Source organism: Oscillospiraceae bacterium (assembly GCA_022483045.1).
Classification (GTDB): domain Bacteria; phylum Bacillota; class Clostridia; order Oscillospirales; family Acutalibacteraceae; genus Caproicibacterium.
Genome location: JAKVOA010000001.1, coordinates 775,575 through 799,426, shown reverse-complemented (window position 1 = coordinate 799,426; position 23,852 = coordinate 775,575). Strand labels below are relative to the sequence as shown.

At 51.3% G+C, this 23,852-nt stretch carries 18 protein-coding genes, 1 riboswitch and 1 other annotated feature; all 18 genes read right to left on the bottom strand.

Annotated features, from left to right (window positions below; all coding sequences use genetic code 11):
• Positions 1-19: 19 nt before the first annotated feature.
• The 18 genes from LKE53_03830 to tyrS all read right to left on the bottom strand — a co-directional run bounded on the left by LKE53_03830 (position 20) and on the right by tyrS (position 23,527).
• Positions 20-3,274: a cadherin-like beta sandwich domain-containing protein gene (locus LKE53_03830; GenBank protein MCH3971890.1), complete on the bottom strand. Its 3,255-nt coding sequence runs from the start codon at positions 3,272-3,274 to the stop codon at positions 20-22.
• 21 nt (positions 3,275-3,295) lie between these two features.
• A complete protein-coding gene (locus LKE53_03825) occupies positions 3,296-4,615 on the bottom strand; it encodes a DUF4430 domain-containing protein (GenBank protein MCH3971889.1) in 1,320 nt (439 codons plus the stop codon).
• 154 nt (positions 4,616-4,769) lie between these two features.
• A riboswitch (cobalamin riboswitch) is annotated at positions 4,770-4,961 on the bottom strand.
• Between the two features lie 101 nt (positions 4,962-5,062).
• Positions 5,063-7,474: a leucine--tRNA ligase gene (leuS, locus tag LKE53_03820; GenBank protein MCH3971888.1), complete on the bottom strand. Its 2,412-nt coding sequence runs from the start codon at positions 7,472-7,474 to the stop codon at positions 5,063-5,065.
• A gap of 47 nt (positions 7,475-7,521) precedes the next feature.
• On the bottom strand, positions 7,522-7,881 hold the full coding sequence (rsfS, locus tag LKE53_03815) for a ribosome silencing factor (GenBank protein ID MCH3971887.1): 360 nt from the start codon (positions 7,879-7,881) through the stop codon (positions 7,522-7,524).
• A 4-nt stretch (positions 7,882-7,885) separates the two neighbouring features.
• Complete coding sequence (gene yqeK, locus LKE53_03810) at positions 7,886-8,467, bottom strand: bis(5'-nucleosyl)-tetraphosphatase (symmetrical) YqeK (GenBank protein MCH3971886.1); 582 nt, start codon at positions 8,465-8,467, stop codon at positions 7,886-7,888.
• A 2-nt stretch (positions 8,468-8,469) separates the two neighbouring features.
• Complete coding sequence (gene nadD / locus LKE53_03805; protein MCH3971885.1) at positions 8,470-9,075, bottom strand: nicotinate (nicotinamide) nucleotide adenylyltransferase; 606 nt, start codon at positions 9,073-9,075, stop codon at positions 8,470-8,472.
• Positions 9,076-9,130: 55 nt separating this feature from the next.
• A complete protein-coding gene (locus LKE53_03800; GenBank protein MCH3971884.1) occupies positions 9,131-9,439 on the bottom strand; it encodes a YhbY family RNA-binding protein in 309 nt (102 codons plus the stop codon).
• Positions 9,440-9,470: 31 nt separating this feature from the next.
• The gene (gene ligA / locus LKE53_03795) at positions 9,471-11,453 is read right to left on the bottom strand and encodes an NAD-dependent DNA ligase LigA (GenBank protein MCH3971883.1); all 1,983 of its coding nucleotides are present in this window, start codon (positions 11,451-11,453) and stop codon (positions 9,471-9,473) included.
• A 75-nt stretch (positions 11,454-11,528) separates the two neighbouring features.
• Positions 11,529-12,170 (bottom strand): sporulation protein YunB, encoded by a 642-nt coding sequence (yunB, locus tag LKE53_03790; GenBank protein ID MCH3971882.1) that lies wholly within the window; start codon positions 12,168-12,170, stop codon positions 11,529-11,531.
• 131 nt (positions 12,171-12,301) lie between these two features.
• A complete protein-coding gene (locus LKE53_03785; protein MCH3971881.1) occupies positions 12,302-14,275 on the bottom strand; it encodes a bifunctional 4-hydroxy-3-methylbut-2-enyl diphosphate reductase/30S ribosomal protein S1 in 1,974 nt (657 codons plus the stop codon).
• A gap of 2 nt (positions 14,276-14,277) precedes the next feature.
• Positions 14,278-14,883 carry a 1-acyl-sn-glycerol-3-phosphate acyltransferase gene (locus LKE53_03780; GenBank protein MCH3971880.1) on the bottom strand — a complete coding sequence of 202 codons (606 nt, stop codon included), beginning with the start codon at positions 14,881-14,883 and terminating at the stop codon, positions 14,278-14,280.
• A gap of 17 nt (positions 14,884-14,900) precedes the next feature.
• Positions 14,901-15,527, bottom strand: coding sequence for a 1-acyl-sn-glycerol-3-phosphate acyltransferase (locus LKE53_03775; GenBank protein ID MCH3971879.1), 627 nt, complete (start codon positions 15,525-15,527; stop codon positions 14,901-14,903).
• 24 nt (positions 15,528-15,551) lie between these two features.
• Complete coding sequence (cmk, locus tag LKE53_03770; protein MCH3971878.1) at positions 15,552-16,220, bottom strand: (d)CMP kinase; 669 nt, start codon at positions 16,218-16,220, stop codon at positions 15,552-15,554.
• A 102-nt stretch (positions 16,221-16,322) separates the two neighbouring features.
• The gene (locus tag LKE53_03765; GenBank protein ID MCH3971877.1) at positions 16,323-17,564 is read right to left on the bottom strand and encodes an NAD(P)/FAD-dependent oxidoreductase; all 1,242 of its coding nucleotides are present in this window, start codon (positions 17,562-17,564) and stop codon (positions 16,323-16,325) included.
• The gene (locus LKE53_03760) at positions 17,551-18,447 is read right to left on the bottom strand and encodes a MurR/RpiR family transcriptional regulator (GenBank protein ID MCH3971876.1); all 897 of its coding nucleotides are present in this window, start codon (positions 18,445-18,447) and stop codon (positions 17,551-17,553) included. The genes LKE53_03765 and LKE53_03760 overlap by 14 nt, the downstream gene beginning before the upstream one ends.
• Positions 18,448-18,613: 166 nt before the next feature.
• A complete protein-coding gene (locus LKE53_03755; GenBank protein MCH3971875.1) occupies positions 18,614-19,387 on the bottom strand; it encodes a DUF1624 domain-containing protein in 774 nt (257 codons plus the stop codon).
• A gap of 97 nt (positions 19,388-19,484) precedes the next feature.
• A complete protein-coding gene (locus tag LKE53_03750) occupies positions 19,485-22,154 on the bottom strand; it encodes a YfhO family protein (GenBank protein MCH3971874.1) in 2,670 nt (889 codons plus the stop codon).
• 146 nt (positions 22,155-22,300) lie between these two features.
• A complete protein-coding gene (gene tyrS, locus LKE53_03745; protein MCH3971873.1) occupies positions 22,301-23,527 on the bottom strand; it encodes a tyrosine--tRNA ligase in 1,227 nt (408 codons plus the stop codon).
• 57 nt (positions 23,528-23,584) lie between these two features.
• Positions 23,585-23,838 (bottom strand) — a binding site (T-box leader).
• Positions 23,839-23,852: the final 14 nt, after the last annotated feature.

Genomic DNA, 23,852 nt, shown 5'->3' with positions numbered 1-23,852 from the left:
AAAGGCCGTACCATGGTTTTTATTCTTTTTCTACGCGCCGTTTTACAACCAGCACAATGACCACAGCAGCGCCGGCTGCCGCCAAAACAATCCACAGCCAAAGGAAATCGGGCTGCTGTTTTGCCGTCTGCGTGACCACGGCAGCGGTTTTAGGTGCGGTATTGTCAAGCTTTTGCAGGGACTCCTCTGCACAGCCCAAAACGGCAAACTGAGAAGCACCCGACAGACGAAACGTAAGTTTTCCGTTTTTGACACTGCAGTCTGTATAGGAAAGGCTGCCGTCTTTGCTGTACTGGGCTACTGTGAATTTTTTGTATTTTGCAGTATCAGCAGGCAAGTCCATGCTGAAAGACACGCTGCCAGCTGGCTCAGCCGTTTGATTTGTAAGCGTATTTTTGTAAGTGACGCTGAACAATGCAAGCGGGGTGTTTTTTCCGAAACTGCCACTCAGCTTCTGCAGCTTTGCCGCTGCTTCTTTCTGTACGACCGCTTTAATATTCCAGGCAATGCCATTGACTGTCATGCCGTACGCTGCATTGGTGTGGTTTTGGGAAGCGATGCGGCTGCGATCAGCTGCGCTTGGCAGCACTTTTGTACTTTGAATGCTCTTGCTAACAGCAGTCGTTTGTGCCGGTGGCAGTGCAGCTGTCTGCACACGCACTGGTGTACTGTCAAAAACCGTTGTCTGCTGTACCTGCGGCTTTGTCTGGGCCGCTGCCTGCAAAGTTTTCAGGGCCTTTTCTGCAGAGAGCAACGTCTGGTAATTGGAAACCAGAGCCCGCTCCCAAACATCAAGCTGATTGTACGCGGCGCGTGCAGCCGCAATCTTTTTTGCGCTCTGTTTGGTTACGGTTCCGATTCTGTTGATTTCCGCCTCTGCAGCGGCCGCTTTTTGCAGCATTTCTACACGGATTTCCGCCGTAGTAAGCGTGTTGTACGCTTCCTGATAGTTCAGCATAAAGTACTGCTTTTCTTCTTTGCTCAGCGCGTCAAATGCAGTCTTTGCCTGCTCTGCTTTCGCAATTCCGCTGCTCGTAACCAGCGTAGGAATTGCATCTGCTGCGGTTTTTGCCGCTTGAATGTTTTTCAAAACCGCCGCAGCCTTTTCTACAGCTTCTGTTAATTTAGGTAAATTGGTGACCTGTGACTTTTCTTCTGCAGAAAAGCTGTTGTAAGTAGTCTGTGCCGCCAAAATGATATCGGCGTTACTAAGACTGACGGTTGTGAAGCCGTCAATTTTCTTCATAAAAGATTGGATTTTATCACTGAACTGTGTGTCGCGCATATCGAACAGCGATGTGCGCTGTGCGGAAAAGCGGTGGTACGCCACCAGCGCCTCATAAGCCTGCTCGGTCGCCATTTCGTTTACGGTAGGCTCTTGACTTAAATCTGTGGGAAACGCATGGTAAAAGCCGCCGGTTTCGCTGTCTGCAAAGGTGCACAGGCACTCCAGCAGGCTGTGACCGCCTTTTATAAAGCGCGTGTCGTTTAGCGGGTCGATCTTGAGCGAGGTAAGTGCAATGATGACCTGCGAAATAGACTCTGAATTGATAGTGCCCCAGCTTGCAAAGCCGCCGTCGTTCCTTTGCAGTTGAGAGAGAGCTGTTACAGCACGGTCAACGGCAGACTTTAGATTTGCAAATTCTTCTTTTGTAAGAGAAGCCTTTAGGGTGCCGTTATAGTAAGGTGCCAAAGCCTGCAGCGCCATCGCTGTCATATCCGGGTCTGCAGCAGAGCCAGACAGAGCCCAGCCGCCGCCTTTACATTCTTTACTGAGAATACACGTAATTAAATTTTCAGGTGTTGCCAGTTTTTTTGCATTTGCCGGCAGTTTCTGCGGGTAAGTGTACGGCAGAGAATTGACCGCCAGCAGAGCCCAGATTGGGCCGTTTATCCCCTGAAAAATGACCTTGTTGTAATCTGCCAGAGGCGCCAAAAGATTGTAGCCGTTAAAATCAGCTGGATTTTCCCCAAGAGCAGTCAGTGCCAAAATGCCACGGTCATATTCGGTGTATTTGTATTTTGACAAAACACCCTTTGTCCGATTCAGGTTTTTCAATAAATCAGCTTTGTACTTTTCGTAAAAATCAGCACTGACCGGATAATCGGCCCGCTTCAAAGAAATAACTGCCCATTCCCCGCCAACGGAAGCATTCCGCGGGTCAGTGACCGTTTTGGCAAGGTAATCCCCTGTCTTCTGGTAAATGGTATCAAAATTACTTTTTTCAGCGACATTCAGGGTAACGGTATATGCTGTCTTGCTGGCTACCTTTCCATCACTGGCACGAAAAGTTAATGTAGTCTTCCCTGCCTGAGAAGAAATATAAGAATACTTTTTCGCTGCTGGCAGCGCGGCGGCGCCGTTTATTTGAACGGTATAGGTCATTGTATCTTTGTCGGGGTCAGTGAAAATATTGGAAAGGTCCAGTGTATAAGTGCCCCCAAAGGCAAGGTCTTTTGTTTGTGAGCTGCTGCCCGATAAGACCGGCGGCCGGTTGACCGGAGGCGCCGGCACTTTTACTGTAACTGTATACGTTTCTGAAGAAGTATCGTCCCCGCACTTTAAAATAATGACTGTTCCGTCTTTTATAGGAATGGCCTTTGTTCGGCGATATTCCTGGCCATCAGAAAAAAGCGTGACCTGATACCATTTATTTGTGGCAGTTGGGGTCAGCCTAATCTGCTGGGTGCCGACTGGCACTGTCAGCGTATAATTCTTAGTATCTGGCGAAAAGGCCTTGTCAAATGTTCCTGTATTGGCCGAAAGGCCTTTCAGCGTTTTATAGGTGTTATTCCAAGAAGTGCCAAGGTCTTCTCCGTAACTGCAGGTATACATGACACGGATTTCATCGCCGGCCTGTAGCTTGCCGTTGGCGACAGTATAATTGCCGAATCCGGTATTTGTAAACCAATCATTCAGGGTACCCATCCAGCCGCTCATGAAGCCGCCATCGAATTCCCCTAAGTCGTTGATTTTAGAAATATAGTTATTTTCTGCGCCCTCCTGTGTACAGCCCTCACTGGTAAGGGCCGCGACAATTTCGGACATCATGGTAGAATCACTTTGCAGATTGACTTCCGTATCAACCAGTGTGCCGTCCCACGGGGCCCCCTGGTCTTTCGTGTAAGTTGTATTTTCTACAACAACATGCACTTGGCCCAAAGCAGACGTGCCGCTATCTAATGCAAAAGCCGAAACAGGCACAACGCCCAGCACCAAAAGCACCGACAGAAAGGAAGCTAATATTCTGCAGGCAAAACTCTTCTTTTTCATTTTTTCCCTCCGTTTTACGCTTTAACCAACACTGCCGCCTACATCTGCACCCAAGCCTTTGCAGGTATAGCACCACACAATACTGTCGCCGGACTTGAGCTTATAAGCAGAGCAGCCGTAATTTGGGAACCAACCGTTGACCTTATACATCCAGCCGGACTGACTGCCGCAGTCGAATTCGTACAGATGATGGATTCCCTCTATGTAATAGCTGTTGTACATGGGGGTCCATGAATACTCCAGCTGAATACCCGCCTTTGCGGTGACACGTTTGAGCACGTCAAACACGGTTTCGCCTTTTTGAAAGCTGACCTGAACGGTCGAAAGAATCGTACCATCTGCAGGGACATAGCCGCTTTTCCCGGACTTTAAATCTCCTTTGTTGTGCAGAATGGTATCACAGCGAATTTCAATGGTACAAGTATTTTCTGAAGAAGAGGGAGTTTGCCCGGCCTGCCCGCCCGCAGAAACAGTACCGCCCGTCTTCTGCTGTGCCGCGCTTTGCCGTCCGTTTGATGTGCCGCTCTGCCCGCTTTTCCCAGACGAAGCAGATGCAGCCGTCTTTCCACCCGGGGAAACCTCCCCGCCTGCAGAAGAAGACTGCTGCAGAGCTTTTTGTAAAGCAGCGGCATTTTCCTTTTCCCGGCTGACCGTCTGAGCTTTTAAGTCTGCATTGGAAAAACAGGTAGACCGCTTTTCGCTGTTTGCCTTTTCTAGGCTGTTGGTACAGAAATCATTGAGGGAGCGAATGGAAAGCACGGATGAATAGGCTTTGTCCTGCACAATGCTGACTGCTGTTTTTTCCGGGTAAGTTTTGCCCTCCAGCTGTACCGACCCGCCGTAAACATATAAACTGAGACTGCCGCTTGGCGCGCTGACCGAAAAAGTGGCATTTGTGGCTGATAGACTCTTGCCGCCCGCCTGTGCATGAAAATCGGAAGAAACCTCGTAGAAGGCTTCGCCGCTTGCGAGCTTTGGCAGAAGGACATTTTTGCTTTCTTTTGCAAAAGAAAGGCTGCTGTTTTGGTCGCAGTAAATTTTGTTTTGGCCGCAGGTCAGCGTAACGCTGCCGCCGCTAAGTGCCTCAATGGTATCGCCATCTCGAATACGGGTGCCTGTATCCAGCGCATAATCGATACCGCTACGGGAAATATCTGCGCCGCCGCTTTTTTGGCTGACGCTCCAAACCGGTGTCTGTGCGCTGCTGGCAGCAGCAGCTGTTGTATTGGGCTGAAACCATCCCTTTACACTGCCAACTATCATAATGCCGGAAAATGCCACCACCGCAATGGCAATGCCCATCAGCGCATTATACAGTCTGCGCTTTTTTTGTTTCTCCATTTTTCTCTCTCGATTCTATAAAAATAGCACCCTTTTCACCTGGTCGGCGAATTGGGTGCACAAAAAGAAAGCGCTGCTAAAAGCAGCGCAAAATTTTACTACAAAAGCCCATCGAAACAGAAACCGGACTTCGCGTAATCCTTCCACACCGTTGGATTCACTGGCGCTTACAGGCAGATATCCTGGCTTAAAGCTTCTGACCTACTTTACAGCCTTCCCGAATAAAAGAACATTCAGTGGCAAATGTATTTCGTAGCTTTTACAGTAGAGTATGCTGCTGAGGAGTTTGACCTCATTCCCTTTTGAGCCGCTTTTTAAAAGCGGCGCCTGCAAGGCAAATTTTATTTATTTGTATCATAGCACATCTGGTGCCTGCGTGCAAAAAATTCTGACAGTAAGAATGGACTTTTCGGCCCGTAAAGACCGATTGGTCCATTTTTTAAGGTATCAGCCCTTTGCAACCAAATTGACAAGCTTGCCGGGCACATAGATTTCTTTTACTAATTTTTTGCCATCAAGGAAAGACGCGACTTTTTTATCTGCTTTTGCTGCAGCAAGGGCGTCTTCTTTAGAAATGTCCGCGGCAACGGTCAGGTGAGCACGCACTTTGCCGTTGACCTGCACAACAATTTCAACCATATCTGCTGCACACTTGCTTTCATCATAAGACGGCCACTCCTGCTGGCAGGCCATTTTGTCATTATAATGCAGATTTGCCCAGACTTCCTCTGTGACATGCGGTGCAAACGGATTGAGCAGCAGCGTAAAGATGCGCATTTCTTCGCGTGTAATCTCGCCGCTCTGCGTAATCTCATTGAGCAGGGACATCATGGCTGCGATTGCCGTATTGAACTTCAGATTTTCAATATCTTCGCTTACTTTTTTAATTGTCTTATTAAAAGGAATTTCCATCTTCGGGCGGATAGAATCGCCCGGCACCAAGATATCCTGCAGGGCAAAATATCGCTCGACAAAACGACGGCAACCTTTCATGCTGGAAGTGCTCCACGGCGCGGACTTTTCAAAGTCGCCAATAAACATTTCGTACAGACGCAGGGTATCAGCACCGTACTCATTGACAACATCGTCGGGGTTGACGACATTGCCGCGGGATTTGCTCATCTTCTCGCCGTTTTCGCCGAGGATCATGCCGTGGCTGGTGCGCTTTGCGTACGGCTCCGGTGTAGGGACTTCGCCGATATCATACAGGAATTTATGCCAAAAGCGGCTGTACAGCAAATGCAGAGTCGTGTGCTCCATGCCGCCGTTATACCAATCTACAGGCAGCCAATAGTTCATGGCCTCTTTGCTGGCAAATTCTTTATCATTGTGCGGGTCAGTGTAGCGCAGGTAATACCAGGAAGAACCAGCCCACTGGGGCATGGTGTCGGTTTCGCGCTTTGCCGGACCGCCGCACTTCGGGCAGGTGGTATTGACCCAATCGGTGATTTTTGACAGCGGGGACTCGCCATCATCGGTTGGCTCATAGCTTTCCACTGCAGGCAGGCGCAGCGGCAGCTGGTCTTCTGGCAGCGGCACATAGCCGCATTTGTCGCAGTGAACGATCGGGATAGGCTCGCCCCAATAGCGCTGACGGGCAAAGACCCAGTCGCGCAGTTTGTAATTTACCTTGCGGTGGCCAAAGCCCTTTTCTTCCATGTAAGACTTAATCTTATCCTTTGCCTCATCGACCGAAAGACCATTGAGAAAACCGGAATTGACCATGGTGCCCGCTGCGCAGTCGGTAAATGCCTCTTTCTGCACGTCGCCGCCCTTGACAACCTCAATAATCGGCAAATTGAATTTCTTTGCAAAATCCCAGTCGCGGGTATCATGCGCTGGTACAGCCATGATAGCGCCGGTGCCATAAGTCATCAGGACATAATCAGAGATAAAAATTGGAATTGTTTTGCCGTTGACGGGATTAACCGCGGCAACGCCCTCTAGCTGAACGCCAGTCTTTTCCTTTGCAATCTCAGCACGCTCAAATTCGCTCTTGCGGGCCGCCTTTGCCTGGTAATTGTGGACAGCAGACATGTTAGTCAGGCAGTCTTTCCACTTTTCAATGTAGGGGTGCTCCGGTGAAATGACCATGTACGTTGCGCCGAAAAGGGTATCCGGCCGAGTAGTGTACACCGTCAGTGTATCGCCGGCAGTCGTCTGAAAATCAACCTCGGCGCCCTCGCTGCGGCCAATCCAGTTTTTCTGCTGTGCCTTGACGCGCGGCGGATAATCGACGGTGTCCAAACCATCAATCAGTTTTTGCGCATAATCGGTAATTTTCAGCATCCACTGGCTTTTTACCTTGTGTATGACTGGGCTGCCGCAACGCTCGCAGACGCCCTCGACCACTTCTTCATTTGCCAGCACACATTTGCAGCCTGTGCACCAGTTGACATTCATTTCTTTTTTATAGGCAAGGCCGTGCTTAAATAGCTGCAAAAAAATCCACTGTGTCCATTTGTAGTACGACGGATCTGTTGTGTTGATTTCACGGCTCCAATCAAAGGAAATGCCCAGGCTTTGAATCTGTTCTTTAAAGTGGGCAATGTTCTTTTTGGTTACGACCGCCGGATGGACATGGTTTTTGATAGCATAGTTCTCGGTAGGCAGGCCAAAGGCGTCCCACCCAATAGGGTACAGCACATTATAGCCCTGCAGGCGGCGCTTGCGGGCAATGATGTCGAGCGCGGTGTACGGGCGCGGATGTCCTACATGCAGGCCCTGGCCCGAGGGATACGGAAACTCAATCAGCGCAAAGTACTTTGGCTTTTTGCTGTTGTTTTCCGCGTGAAAGACGCCGGCTTTTTCCCAGGCATTCTGCCACTTTTTTTCAATTGCTTTATGGTCGTATTTCATGTTCTTACCCTCTATTTATATTTTTTAAAAGCTGCCAGCCGGGCCGCTTATTCCTCAGTCAGCAGACCAGAGATGTCCTCAACTTTACCATCCTGCCACAGGCGGTCTAGGTCATAAAAAGCGCGGGCTTCTTTGGTGAAAATATGAATGACAACCGTACCGTAATCCAGCAGGATCCAGGAATTGCTGCGGTAGCCCTCTACGTGAGATGCAGGGATTCCCTGCTGTTTCAGCTGAAACTCCACTTCATCTGCCAGCGCCTTGACATGCGTGCTGCTGGTGCCGGTCGCCAAAAGAAAATAGCTTGCCAAAGACGAAATGTCCTCTATTCCAATCAGCTTAATTTCCTGTGCCTTTTTCTTGTCTAAAATCTTGACGGCCGCTTCGGCCAGCGTTTTGGGATCCATGCTATCAGCCTTTCTTTTCAGTAAGTTTTTGCAGTGTAATTTCATTATAAGCAGCAAATGTGTCGGGGTGAATAGGGACGCCGTCTTTCGCGAGCTTTTCAATGGTATAGGCCAGCTCTGCCTCCATTACTTTTGGCAGGTCTTTTTTTGCCAGCTTGCGAAACTTTTCCACATTACTGTAAGTACGGTCTGCCGAAATAAAATCTGCTGTAAAAATAATTTTATCCATCAGCGTCATATTGGCTCGACCGGTGGTATGGTAGCGCACAGAGTCCAGCAGCTCCTGGTCATCAATACCCAGTGCATTGCGCAGATAGCCCGCACCGAGCATTGCATGCCACAGCTTTGGCGCATGCTGCTCAAGCGGTGTCAGCACAATGCCGTACTCTGCCATTAGCTGCAGCTGCCTTTCACAGGGAATATCTTTCATGATATCGTGCAGCATACCGGCCATTTCGGCCTTTTCTACATTGGCGCCATACTGTTTGGCCAGTTTTTTGGCCGCCTCACTAACACAAACGGAATGATTAAAACGATAATCGCCCAGCAATGGACGAATGATTCGCTTAGCTTCCTGTGTATCCAATTCTACATCGGCTCCCTGTACAAAGAATTCTGTTGAATATAGGACGCGACCGCTGTTGGGACCAGGGAATGCACATCTTTTCCCTGCTGTACAGCCGCACGCACCTGTGTAGAGGAAACCGGCAGGTAACGCACATTTTTTACCAGTGCATGTCCGCCGGCCCGGCGAACCCGGTCGGCAAAACACATCATGCGGTCAAACCCGGTCAGGCTGCGCGGCGCAGCACAGATGGTGGCAAGGCTTAAAATCTGCATTGGATTGTGCCAGGAAAACAACGTGAGGAACATATCCTCCCCGGTCAGGAAATACAGCTTTGTACCGGGGTTTTCCTGTGCAATCTGCTGCAGTGTGTCAGCCGTATAGCTAGGCGGTTTCCGCCGGATTTCCATATCGCTGACCTGCCAGCCGTGCCGCTGCACCGCAAGGCGGCACATTTCCAGGCGGTGTTTCCCCGAGACCAAACCGGAAGCCGCCTTGTGTGGAGGAACGCGCGTGGGAATGAGCACCACTCGCTGGGCCCCTGTTATTTTTTCAAAAGACGACACCAGGTGCAGATGCCCATTGTGGATGGGGTTAAAAGTGCCGCCGTATACCAGCAGCTTGTCCATTGCGCATCCCCTATCTGAAAAGCAGATTTTCAGCCGCTACACAAAATATATTGTATTACTTTTTGCCCGCTTTGGGAAGAGCAATTTTCGGTTCTTTTGTATTTTTCCGATACAGAATGAATCGGGAACCGATGACCTGCACAACTTCTGCATTTGTTTTTTCTGCCAGGGCTGCGGCAGCATCTTTCGCAGAAACCGGGCAGGTTTCCGGTAGGACGCGGCCTTTAATCAGCTCTCGCTTTTCCAGGGCGGTGTCGGCCTGATAAACGATGTCTGACGTAAGACCGCCTTTGCCGAGCATTAAAATTGTTTCCAGCGGATTGGCAAGGGCACGCAGATAAGCGCGCTGTTTACTGGTAAGCATAAAGTATCTCCTTATATCATTCATATACAAATTATTCTGAAAGCATTGCGGCAAATTCTTTCTCTGACAGCACCGGAACACCGAGCTTCTGGGCTTTTGTCAGCTTGCTGCCAGCTTCTTCGCCGGCAAGCAGATAACTGGTTTTTTTGCTGACACTGCCAGAAACTTTGCCGCCGTATTTTTCAATCAATGCGGTGGCCTCTGCGCGGGTCATATCTGCCAGCGTACCGGTGAGGACAAAGGTCCTGCCAGCAAAACGGTGGTCCGAAACCTGCAGCGTGCTTTCCATATTGACGCCGGCGTCACGCAGGCGGGCAACCAGCTCTGCAGTGGAACCCAAATTAAAGAACTCCTGTACGCTCTCTGCCATAATATCCCCAAAGCCATCGATTGCGGCAATCTCTGCGGCATCCGCACGAAAGAGTGCAGTCATGCTGCCAAAGCGTGCTGCCAAAAGCTTGGCCGCTTTCTGGCCGATATGTGGAATACCCATTGCAAACAGAAGGCGCGACAGATCATTTTGTTTACTGTGTGCAATACCATCCAAGAGATTTTGAGCAGACTTTTCACCCATGCGCTCAATACCGGTAAGCTGCGCCATGGTCAGCGCATATAGATCTGCCGGCGAATGCACAAGGCCCTTTGCAATCAGCTGCTCAATAACCGCCGGTCCGCAGCTGTCGATATCCATGGCATCCCGGCTGACAAAGTGAATGAGGTGGCGGGAAAGCTGTGCGGGACAGGCCGCGTTTGTACAGCGCACCGCCGACTCACCGGGCTCCCGCACAACCGGGCCGCCGCAGGAGGGACATACTTTTGGCAGCAGGTAAGGTTCAGCGCTGTCCGCATGGGAAACGACACTGACAACCTCTGGAATAATCTCTCCCGCTTTGCGCAGTGTGACTGTATCCCCGATACGAATATTCTTTTCAGTAATGAAATCCTGATTATGCAAAGTCGCGCGGCTGACAGTGGTTCCCGCTAAAGTGACCGGCTCAAAAACGCCGGTGGGGGTCAGCACACCGGTGCGGCCAACGTTGACTTCAATATTCAGCAGTTTTGTCTGCTTTTCTTCCGGCGGATATTTAAAAGCCTCTGCCCATTTCGGGAATTTGGCCGTACTGCCGAGTTCCCGCCGCTGGGCAAACGAATTGACTTTAATCACGGCGCCGTCAATGGAGTAATCAAAGCTGCCTCGCTGGCTACCAATGCGCTCCACTTCGGCAACGGCCTCATCAATGGTGTCACAAGTTTTAAAGAACGGTGAAACTGTAAAACCAAGTTCCTTTAAATATGCCAGCGCTTCGTCGTGCTGAGAAAGCGTCTTTCCGGTGATCTGCTGCACATTGAATACAAAAATATCGAGTACACGGGCCGCTGTAATGCGGCTGTCCTTTTGCCGCAAAGAACCCGCCGCTGCGTTTCGCGGATTTTTAAAGGGCTTCTCCCCCGCCAGTTCCTGCTGCGCACAAAGTTTGAAAAAGCTTGTGTGCGACATGTAAACCTCGCCGCGCACCTCAAGGTACGGCAGCGGGCGGGCAAGCGTTTTGGGTATGGTGCGAATCGTACGCAGATTTTCCGTGACATCTTCGCCTACGGTGCCATCACCGCGGGTAGAGCCGCGCACAAAAACGCCGTCGCGGTACTCAAGGGAAACCGACAGACCGTCAAACTTCGGTTCGACAACATACGTTACCGGAGAAGCCACCTCGCGCACACGGCGGTCAAATTCGCGCAGTTCCTCATGCGAAAAAGAATCATGCAGACTTTCCATGACAACTTCATGACGCACTTTGCTGAACTGCGGCAGCGCCGCGCCGCCGACCTGCTGCGTTGGGGAATCCAGCGTGCGCAGTGCAGGAAACTGCGCCTCCAAATTCTGCAGTTCCCGGTAAAGCATATCATAGGCATAGTCGTCAATTTCCGGTGCATCTTCTACATAGTATTTGCGATTGTGATAGCGAATCTGCTCCCGCAGTTGCGCAATTCGCTTTTTCGCTTCTTCCTGCTGCATGTATATCCTCACATTCTTTATCCGCCGTAAAGATGAAATTAGTTTGCGGTATTTATAGAATCCTATTCTAAGCACTCAGCCGCTTTTTGCAGACTGCTGCAGCACCACCCCGGGCACTGCGCCGACAATGACAGTTTCGGCGACCGGGATATCGACCTGCGCACACTGGTTCGCGTCTTTTCCCGCAAAGTAGGTGTACATATTAACCTCTACACGCAGAGAAAGGCGGTGACGGGTCTGATTGATGCCGGTGCTGTCAAAGGAACTGATGAGGTGCGTCTGCACCGTACTGCAGAGAGTGACCTTTACCGGAATGCTCGGTCCGCAGCCGTGCAGAAAAGAGCTGCCGGTCAATGTTCCAAGCGGCACACCAACCGTCTGCTGCGGCTGGCTGCTGACAAGTGCCTGCACTGCCTGAGTTAACTCAGCCTGCAGAGCATTCTGTTTTTCTACATTGCTGCTGATGGACTGCACACTGCCGTCGCTGCCGCGTGTAATGATAACATAGTCACCCTTGTTGGCAGTGCCTTTCTGGTTTAAGCGCTTGAGCACAGCGCTCTGCACCGCCTGCACCGCGTAATTTTTCGCCTCGCAGGCCACGACTGCGGAAGCGTACGGGCGCACCGCAATATCAAAGGCAAGCACCGCTGCCACAAAAATTCCCAATAAGACGAGCAGTCCCCACGCTTTCGGCCGGCCACAGCAGCATCTGCGCATTCTGCATCCCCCGCTTCTGTAAAAATTCTGTTCCAGTATAAGCGGGAAAAACAAAAAAGGTTCCTGACATGAAAAAGAAAGCGCGCAAAAAGGAACCGAAGCTCTTTTTTGCGCGCTTTGCGTTTCAAAAATTATTCAGCAGAATCTTCGGCCTGCTCGGGCATCTCGCCGCTTTCGATCAGCTTGCGGATAGAGAGGCTGACACGGTGACGGTCAAAGTCGATATCTGTAATGACTGCTTTGACGGTCTGGCCCATCTGCAGTACATCCTGCGGCTTGTCAATGCGGTGATCGGCAATCTGAGAAATGTGAATCAAGCCATCAATGCCGGGAATAATGCGTGCAAATGCACCGAAAGTAGTCATACCGACAATGGTTGCCTCAACAACGGTGCCCACTGGGTAATCGCGCTTGAGCACTTCCCACGGGTTGTCTTCAGGGCGCTTGTAGCCAAGAGAAATCTTGCCCTTTTCGTGGTCAAGGTTTTTGATGTAAACATGCACTTTGTCGCCGATGTTAACAACTTCGCTGGGATGCTTGATGCGGGTCCAGGAAAGCTCGCTGATATGGATCATGCCGTCAATGCCGCCCAAATCAACAAACGCGCCATAGGAAGTGAGGGACTTGACAACGCCGTCGTACTCTTTGCCGACTTCGGCGGTTTCCCAGAACTTCTCAGCCTGCTTCTTACGCTCGTCGCGCAGGACAGAACGAATGGAACCGACCGCACGACGGCGGCTACGGTTTACTTCGATAATACGGAATTTTACTTCCTTCTTCAGCAGGGCATCCAGCGGATCGCTGCGGGATGCGGTTGCCTGAGATGCTGGAATAAAAATACGCACATTTTTGGTAACAGCAATGACGCCGCCCTTGACAACCTCGACCACTGTGCCGGTAAGCACGGTCTGGTTTTCTTCTGCTGCGACAATTTCGTCCCAGCCCTTTGCTGCATCCAAACGGCGCTTGGAAAGCATGATGGTGCCTTCCTGGTCATTTGTACGCATAATCAGCAGATCCATTTCGTCGCCGACCTTAACAAGGTCCTCAATTTTTGCATTGGGGTCATTGGTAAGTTCAGCACGCGGGACAAAGCCAGACTGCTTCCGGCCGACATCCACAAGGACCTCTGTCGGGGTAACACCGACGACAACGCCATGTACCTTCTCATCTGTATTTAAACTTTTCAGAGACTCCTCGAGCATCTCTGCAAAGTTGTCACCGCCTTCTGCGGTTTCCGGGCTGTTGGCGCCCTCATTAATTTCTGCCATGGTAACTAGTACCTCCTTTATTATGCTTGCCGGTGTGGAGGCACCGGCAGTAATACCTACATGATGCACCCCCGCAAAAGCATCGCGGGGGATTTCGGCCGCGCATTGTGCAAAAAAAGTGGGTGCATACTGTTTACACACCTCATAAAGCTTGGCCGTGTTGGAACTTTGGCGGCCGCCAAGCACAATCATGGCGTCACAGGTACGCGCAAGATCCTCTGCTTCTTTCTGGCGGCTCGCAGTTGCATTACATATTGTATCAAAAATTTTGATGTTTGTATATACCTTATTGAGAATTTCTAGACAATTTCGCCATTCTGCAACACTAAAAGTGGTTTGTGACACAACTGATACAGCAGTTTTCTGAGCAATTTGCTGCTGTGGCAGTCTTTTTTTCAGTTCTTCCGCCGAGCGAAAGACAAAAGCAGGCCCTGTGCAGTCACCTATAATCCCCTCTACCTCAGGGTGTTTGGGGTCACCGGCAATCAAAACGGTACGGCCTTTCTCCCCCTCTTGGGCAACAATGCGATGAATCTTTTCGACAAAGGGACAGGTTGCGTCCGCGCACTCGACCGGCAACTTTTCGACCCGCTCGCGAATTGCCTTTGGCACACCGTGGCTGCGAATCACCAGCGTGCTGCCGGGCGGGGCTTCTTCCGGCTGCTCCACAACAACTGCGCCCCGTGCTTCCAGCTTGGAAAGCGTCTGCGGATTGTGAATAATTGGGCCAAGTGTACAAACCTTTTTCCCCTTTGCCAGCAGGTCCTCGACCATGGTGACCGCGCGGTTGACGCCGAAACAGAAACCGGCCGATTTTGCCACTGTAACTTTCAAGACTAATGCCCCATTTCCAGCTGATGATTGATTGCTTCTGCAAGCAGTGCTATGCTTTGCCGCAGGCGCCCGCGGCTGCGATCCGCCCCCGCAAAGCACTCCGCCGCAAGTGGCGGGCCAATTCGTACTGTCGTCTTTTTACCGAATTTCCACGGTGCTGCGCACCATATTGAAACCGGGACAACCGGCACCCCGGCCCGCGCCGCCAGCAAAGCCGCACCAGCTTTGGGGCGGAAAGACTCGTTTTCAAAGACAACTTTTCCCTGTGGAAAAATGCCGAGGCAGCCGCCGTGCTGTAAGATTTTCAGCGCTGTGTGCAGGCTTTGGCGGTCGGCCGCCGCTCGATGCACCGGAAAGGCACCTGCGGCTCGCAAAAAGCCAGCCGCTGCACGGCCATGCTCAGTAAACAATTCACTTTTTGCCATAAAGTAAAGATGCTGCCGAAAGGCAATCGCTATAAAATAAGGGTCAGCGACACACTGGTGATTGCTGCAGACAATAAATGGGCCGTCCTTTGGAATATTATGAATGCCCCGGTACCGCAGATGCAGCAGCAGCGCCGCAGGCAATGCTGTAGCGCGCACCACCGCCTGGTAAACCCCGCGCATAAAAGCGGAAGGCTGCTTCACTTTTCAAAAGCCTTTACATCAGCTTCGCGTATCTCGGCTATCTTCTCCATAATCATGCGGCTTGCTTCGCGGAACTCGCTGCCTTTCCCTTCCAGCAGACCAAGTTCCTCTGGCGTAAGAGGCTTGCCATAAGTCACGCAGCATTTTTCAAAAGACTGCGGCAGATGTCCATCTTTTGCGGTAATGCAGCAGGGAATCACCGGCACGTGGTAGCGCCACGAAAGCATGGCCGCGCCAGCCTTTGGTTTGCCGAGAGAGCCATCTTTGCTGCGGGTACCCTCGATAAACACCCCCAGCAGATCACCGGACTCCAGATGCTTTCCAGCACTGTTGATTGCACCAACATCTCCGCGGCCGCGCTGAATGGGAATGACGCCGACATTGCGCAGCACCCAGGCAAGAAATTTATTCTGAAACAATTCCTGTTTGCCGAGGAAAAAAACCTGCCGGTGACAGGAAAGGAAAATACGGACCGGGTCCGAATTGCGCATGTGGTTAATACATAGAATTGCCGCACCCTTTTTCGGGATATTTTCTTTTCCACGCACGCGGTTTGGCACGATAGGGCGCGCAAACCATGAGGGAACAATTTTTGCAAACCGGTAAAGAGGTGTCATTTTCATTGCAGATGCTGTCCTTTCCCGTACTCAGACTCCCAGTTTTTCGCGAATCAAATTTCGCAGCAGAGCTACACTTTCTTCCAATGTATTGCCGGTCGTGTCAACTTTCAGCGCATCCATCGCCGCTTTTAGGGGTGCCACTGCACGGTGGGTATCCTGCTCGTCACGTCTGCGGATATCTGCTAAGACGCGGGCATAATCCGCCGGCTGACCCTTTTGCTGCATCTCTTGAAACCGGCGCTGCGCACGGTCTTCCGGGGAAGCGGTAAGAAAGATTTTGAGCTGTGCGTCTGGCAAAACAACAGTACCAATATCGCGGCCGTCCATAATCACATTGTTCTGCTCGGCTAGCTGCTTCTGCAGGTCAAACAAAAAGGTACGCACCTGCGGAATAGCCGAAACCAAAGAGGAGGCCCGGCTGACTTCTGGAGTACGAATCTGCTCTGAAACATCTTCTCCCTGCAGAAAAACCTTTTGTGCACCGTTTTCGAACTGCAGAGAAAGGTGTATCTGCGGCAGCAAAGCAGTTACCGCAGCCACATCGTCAGGCGCGGCGTCCCGCTGCAGAGCAAACAGGCCCAGCGCGCGGTAAAGTGCACCGGTATCTACGTAAAGGAAACCGATCTCTGCGGCTACCTTTCGTGCTATCGTGCTTTTGCCCGCCCCAGCTGGACCATCAATGGCAATCTGGATCATGAATAGAGGCCTCCGATAAAAAGATTAAAATACCTGCGTATGCAATATTTTAGTATACTACAAATATCTGAAAAAGGCAAAGTCTGCCCGCTTATTTTTCCACTATATCGCCTGCACATTGTCACCGGCCGCGCGGCCGGTCGCAAAAGCAATCTGCAAGTTGTAGCCGCCCGTATAGGCATCTACATCCAGCATTTCACCGGCAATAAAAAGTCCGGGTACTTTTTTAGACTGCATGGTTTTGGGGTCCACTTCCCGTACGGCAACGCCGCCGCTGGTGACAATGGCTTCCTCAATCGGGCGAAAGCCCGTAATCGTAAACGAAAACTTTTTGAGCAGGGCGCCAAGGGCAAGGCGCTCTTCACGTGTAATGTCGCAGCAGCGGGTCAGCGGGGAAATCTCGCTACGCTTAACCGCAACTGGAATCAGCTTATGTGGCAGCAGCGATACGAGCGCATTGGAAAAGGCACGAGCCGGATGCTGTGAAATATCGCGCAGCAGGCGGGCATCCAGTTTTTCCGGTGAGAGCGCCGGCTTTAAGTCGATATCCAGCCGATAGCGGCCCACCGCCATGTTCCGCAGGCGGGTGCTGGCGCTTAGAATAATCGGCCCGGAAACGCCGAAATGGGTAAAGAGCATTTCGCCGAAGTCCTGGTACACTTCTTTTTTTGCAGTGCAGTCGTAAAAGGTACAGGAAACGTTCCGCAGGGAAAGGCCCATCATTTTGCGGCACTCCTCCCCTGCGCAGTTCAGCGGAACCAGGGATGGCCGCAGCGGCGTAACGCTATGCCCCGCCTGCGCCGCAAGCCAGCAGCCGGATCCATTGGAGCCGGTTGCCGGGTAAGAGGAACCGCCGCAGCAAAGGACAACCTGTTTTGCCTCTATGCGGCGGCCGTCTGAAAGCTGTACGCCGGCCGCACGGCCGGCACGGGTCAGCACGCGGCTGACACTGCCGCGCACCATCGATACACCGCTGCCCAAAGCCCAGCCGGACAGTGCCTTTACTATATCTGCAGCTTTGTCAGACTGCGGAAAAACGCGCCGGCCGCGCTCGGTTTTGAGCGGAACCCCAAGTCCCTCGAAAAAGGCCATCGTGTCTGCCGGCGCAAAACGGCTGAGCGCGCCATAGAGAAAGCGGGGGTTAGTCGGCACATTTTCTAAGAATTCCTGTACCGTGCAGTTATTGGTCAGATTGCAGCGGCCCTTGCCGGTAATCGCAAGCTTTTTGCCCGGCTGGGTATTCTTTTCGACCAGCCAAACCTGCAGGCCGCGGTGTGCTGCCGTGCCGGCGGCCATTAAACCGGCCGCGCCTGCCCCGACAACAATGACATCAGGATTTTGCATTTTTACTGTCATCCTTTTCGGAATTTTCTACTGTTTCATAGACATGGTACTCGTCCCAAATAGCCTCAAGGCGCTCAAAAGTCGGGTCCATTGTCTTTTCTTTCTTCAGCGAAAGCGTAACAACCAACGCATCGATCAGGCTGAGCGGCGCTACAAGCGAATCGACAATTGCCGCAATATCACTGCGGGCCAAAAGTGCATAGTCGGCATATTTTGCAAGCGGCGAAGCCGCTGTGTCGGTAATGGCGATGCCTTTTGCACCGCAGATATGGGCAAACTGCATGGCTTTGGTCGCCTTGCGGGAATAGCGCGGAAAGCTTAAAACAATGACAACGTCCTGACTGTTGATATGAATCATCTGCTGAAAGATTTCCGCTTCACTGGTTGCCTGTACCAAAATGACATCTTCCAGCAACAGCCCCAGATAGTACGCCAAAAAAGAAGCCAATGCCTGGCAGCTGCGCGCACCCAAAATATAGACTTTGCGCGCGGCGAGGATTGTATCCGCCGCTTTGTAAAAAGCTTCATGTGAAGTGTACTCCATGGTGCGTCGAATGACATCGCTGTCCTGGCTCAGGACTGAGTCGAGGATATCGCTTTTGCCAACGCGCTCGCGGGTAACCTCCATACGCTGCAGAATTGTCAGCTTGCTGCGGATCATTTCCTGCATGGCGCGCTGCAGCTCAGGGTAGCCGTCATAACCGATCTCAGTAGCAAAGCGTACAACTGTAGATTCACTGACCCCCACGGTCGTACCCAAACGGGAAGCTGTCATAAAAGCAACTTTGTCATAGTGCTCCATTATATATTTAGCGATTAGGCGCTGCCCTTTTGAGAAGCTACCCATTTTTTCTTGGATTCGTGTTGTTAAACTGTCATTCATATCATTACTCACTCCCGGTAACAAGTTTAAAGCCTTGACGGCAAAAATGCAAGAGAAAACTTTATAATCTGCATTTTTATGATTTTAAAACTGCAAAAACGCCTTCCTGTGCTGTCAAGGTTCTATTCCCTTTCCCTTTTGTAGGCATACGCCGCCGCGCCGCCGATTACAAAGGCATTCTGCCGAAAAGCAGCGCAAGAATGAAAAAGACGAGCGGCTGATGAAGCACATAAATGCCGAGAGAATGCCTTCCCAAAAAGCTGAGGGTAGGAATTTTCGGCCCGCCGGGCATTTTTCCAGAAGTGCGCCAAATCCGGCAGCAAAAATACCCGGCTGCAAATAAAAACAGCCACGGGAACAGCGAAAAATAATCGGTAGAAAAAAAGTTTTTATCCAAAAATCCCAGGTAAGTAGCCAAGCCGCCGTGATACAGCACCTGCGGCAGAGAAAAATTCCAGCCCCCAAAGCCGACATAGCCGTGGTTCAGCGGAAGAAACACCAAAAAAAGCAGCATACTGCCCACCGCACCTGCGGCGGCAGGAACCCGCCGAAACAGTTTTTCGAGTGGAATCATCAGCAGCATTGCAGAGCCGATAAAGGTTAAAATGCCAAATACAATGCGGTCTTTCGGCATAAACAGCAGCGTTGCCAGCGTGATAAGCAGGCCGGCCGCAAAGACTGTTAATCCCCGCCGAAGCGGCTTGTGCCCAAAAGGCCAGCAAAACCCAGAAAGGAAAATGAAGGTCCAGCAAATGCTCTGCTGCCAAAAAGCTGCGCCGCCGCCGTAGAACCACTGCCACTGCACACCAAACAGATGGACGAGATCCCATATGGTGTGATACAAAATCATACTCAAAACCGTTGCACCGCGAATAAGGTCCAACAGCACAAAACGCGGCCGTTCGGCAGCCGCCGCGGCTGCCAAAGCAAGTGTTTTCATAATGAATTTTCCTTTTCCGGTTTACGGAGAACAACAGATGGAGCGTCCGCTGTGCAAAGCAGGAAACGCTGTCCTGCAAAACGCCGCATCCGCTTTCCTACATCAGTTTTTCCAAGTTCCACATGACATAAACAGCAACTGGGTAAAGATACAGCAGAATGCCGAGAGCTGCCGCAAAGATTTCGAATAGAATATAGACAGGGGTTTCCAATACACCCAGGTGTTTCTGCCATTTTTTCTGATACAGCAGGAAGAATACAGCAAGGATACCCAAAAGGCTGCAGACAGCACCCGCTACAAGGCCGGGCGGCCGATAGCGCACAGCAATTTGATTCTCGCCTTTTTGCAGTTTGACGGCAAGAAACATGCCAGCGGCCTGTGAAACCTGCGCCGCTTTTCCATTGACTGTAGCAGTAAAGCCGCTGCCGCCGCGCATTGGCAGCACCAGCCACCCGCCTCCCGAAGAAACTGTACCGGAAAGGCAGTTGCCTTTTGCGGAAAGCTGCACCGCAGGCTGGCTTTGCAGAGCATTCTGAAGTTTTTCAATATCAATACCTGCTACGCCAAAAGAACGGCAGTTTACCGAATGCAGCACATCCACCCGAATGTCGACAATCTGATTTTCAAAGGTGCCGAGGCTGACAAGGCCGTTGTCATCAGAGGTCGGGTAGGTCTGGCGTATCGACTGGTTATTTACGGTAAGGCTGAAAGCATTGTCGTTTGCATTCTGTAAATCACGTGAAGCCTTGGTATAGCAATCAAAATAAAGGGCCGTTTTTTTCGTCACCAAAATGTGATACACAATGCTGCTGTATGAAGATCCGGAAACGCGCACGCTGCCGTCTGTGGATTTCTGTATTTGCGCAAAATCCATACTTTTCGGCTCGTAGCGGGTTAGAATGGAATCGGTCCTGCCAAAAAAAGTTTGGTACAGAGTATTCTGCACGCCAAAGCGGTCTCCCTCCTGCAGAGTGCTGCCTAGTTTTTGCGTGACAAACCCAAACGGCAGTGTGTACGGCTGCTTTACAATCGAATACTGCGCATTCTGGTAAACTGCTATGCGGCCATTTGTTTCTCCCGCTCTGACAATGCTGTATTTCTGTGCCAACAGCGCATCGGTCAACACGGTGCCGCCGCTGGAGTGGCTCTCCATCCAGTGAGAAGAATAGCCCATTTTCTGCAGGGTATCCATGTAGGTGCCATCTGTCAGCGAAGTGTAGTGATCCAGTGTCGGGTAGCCGAGGGCACCCATCAGGTTGGTATCGAAATAAAGGCTGTCGGTCTTTACCCGATACAGGGAATGATCTTCGATTCTATTTTCCAAATTCAACGCATTGCTGTATGTATGACCGTCATTGGCAGCCGGTGTGATATAGACATTGATATTAAAGCAGATTTCCACAGCGGTCAGCGCGCACAGCAGAATACACAGCGGTTTTACGGAAATTTGGCGGCGGTGAAAAAGCAAGAACAGCAGTACAAAAATGCCGGCCGCCGGCAGCGCAAAAGCAAGCCCCCAGTACAGAGACTCGTCACTGCCCCAAAGGTTGTTGACATAATGAGAAAGTTTCTCATGCAGAGACGGATTCAGCAGCAGATATGCAGCCCAGACAGCCAGCGCTGCCGTGAGCACAGCCAGCGCCAGTGTGGGCAGCGGGCGGCTTTTTTCGGGGGGATACTCTAGCTGCATCTGCTGCCCCTCATGAAGATAACCGGCCGCCAGCAGAAGCCCGGTCATGGTGATAATATAGCCGAAGCGGACCGGAAACGCCTGGTAGCTGCCAAGATGCCACATGCGGTCGATCGGGTCCACAAAGAGCGGCAGAAGCAGCAGCAAATAAGAAACAAGCAGTGTCCGTTTCGCACTGTTTTTCCGGTGTGTTAAAAAGAAAAGTGGAACTGCCGCAACAGCGGCAGACGTACAGAAAAGGATCGGCAGCGTAGTAGAAAAGCCAGTTAGAATGCTGCCGCTGCTCAGACTGGAAACCAGGTCGATGCTGCGCCCTGAGACCGTGCACTGCAAAAGCGACGGCAGCCAGACCACAGCGGTGAGCAAAAGCGCTGCCAAAGTTGCCAAGGCCATTTTTAGAGCCAGCCTGCTGCGACGCCGGCGGCTTGCCAGGAAAGAAAAAAAGAGTGAGAAAATCATGACCAGCCAAAAAAGGATCATGGCGCTCAGGTAGTAGCTGACCACAATCACTGCACTCAGCGAAAACAAATAGACAGCCGGTTTTTCTTCTCTGCACAGCTTCCATACGCCCAGCACCACAAGCGGAAATAGGCAGGCAATGTCGAGCCAGACAATATTCTGGTAATACATCAAAGCAAATCCAGAACATGAATACATGGCCGAAAAGCAGGAAATTTGGGGCACATTCAGCTTGGGAAAGACCCGCCTGAAAAGGATGGCCGCCGTAACCGAGCAGAGCGGAATTTTCAGCAGCACCAGCACATTCATAAACAGATACATTTCCGCCTTTGGCACAAATATGACAAGGAATGTAAAGGGACTGGACAGAAAGAAAAAGAAAACGCCCCAAAAGCTCATGCCGCCTGCATTCTGCAAGTTTAAGAGCATGCTTGTTTTTCCAGAAAGAATGTCTTTGAAGTCCATCAGCAGCGGCACCGTTTGGTGGTTCATATCACACCACGAAACCGTTTGGCTGCCAAATGGAAACAGCCCGGCCACGGCAAAGCAGACGCACAGCAGCGCAAAGACCGCCAGCGGCGCCAGCAAAACCGCCGATTGTTTTCTCTCTTTCTGCAAAAGTTCCAGCCCCTTTCGTTTATCCCCTGTATCTTTCAGTATAACAGAAACTGTGTAAAATTTGTGCAGAATCTGAACAAAACAAAAGCAGAAGAGTCGCCGCAACGTATTTCTGCGCTCTTCTGCTGTTCGATTTTTAGGCAGGTTTATGAAAGTAAAACCTTATGGTACACTTTTTTGCCTTTGCGGATAACGGCTGCGCCATTTGGAAAATCTGCAGAAGTCAGCACTGCAGCTGGGTCTTTTACCTTGACATCGTTAATTGTCAGACCGCCCTGCTGCACCAACCGCCGGCCCTCGCTCTTGCTGGAAACCAGCTTTACCTTGGCTAAAAGGTCGAGCACACCAATGGAACCCGCCGGCATGTCAGCGGCAGTAATCGTGGAAGTAGGCATGTTGTCGGTATGGGCACCGCCGCCAAACAACGCACGCGCGCCCTCGCGGGCTTTCTCCGCCTCTTCTTTACCGTGAATCGCCTTGGTTACCTCGTAGGCAAGCACTTCTTTTGCTTTATTGAGAGCGCTTCCGTCACAGTCCGTCAGGTCATGGATTTCTTCCAGCGGCAGGAATGTCAGAAACTTTAAGCAGCGCTCAACGTCGCCGTCGCCAATGTTGCGCCAGTACTGATAAAACTCAAATGGAGTAGTCTTTTTAGCGTCCAACCAAACGGCGCCTTTTTCAGTTTTGCCCATTTTTTTGCCCTCACTATTGGTCAGAAGGCCCAAAGTCAAACCATAAGCCGGGCGCTGCTCTTTGCAGCGAATGAGATTGACGCCGCCGATAATGTTGCTCCACTGGTCATCGCCGCCAACTTCCAGTACACAGTTGTAGCGGCGGTTGAGCTGCAGGAAGTCATAGCCCTGCATCAGCATGTAATTCATCTCAAAGAAAGTCAGGCCACGCTCAAGCCGCTGTTTGTAGCACTCGGCCGCAAGCATACGGTTTACAGAAAAATGTACGCCGATTTCCCGCATAAATTCTACATAATTTAAATCCAGCAGCCAGTCGGCATTGTTTGCCATAATGGCTTTGCCCTCTGAAAAATCAATCAGCGGCGCCATCTGTTTGCGAAAGCACTCGACATTGTGGTCGATTTCTGCACGGGTCAGCATTTTACGCATATCGGTCTTACCCGAAGGGTCGCCGATCATGCCGGTGCCGCCGCCAAACAGCGCAATCGGCGTATGGCCGGCCCTTTGCAAGCGGGCCATGGTCATAATCGTGACAAAGTGGCCGACATGCAGGCTGTCCGCGGTGGGGTCAAAGCCGATATAAAATGCACATTTCTGGTTGTCTAAAAGGTCACGCACCGCTTCTTCGTCCGTGACCTGCGCGATTAGCCCGCGCGCCTTCAGTTCTTCGTACACACCCATAAAAAATACCTCCTGAAAATTTGCAGAAGGCCGCAAAAAAGCCCCCTGCTTTTGTTTGCAGAGGGCGGAAATTCCGCGGTACCACCTCAGTTTACCGCTTTCTCACAAAAGCGGCCTCACGGGTACATTTCGATATAACGAAAGATACCCCTGCGCAGTAACGCGCGCACACGGCCCAGCCTACACAGCAGATGCTTTCAGCGGGCAGCTCCGGGATGTAATTTGGGCGAAAGCAAACACCGGCTCACACCAGCCGCCAGCTCTCTGCAGTTTGCTGTTTCGCTTACTTAGGTTCCCTTCACAGCTTTTCAACTACGAATTATAG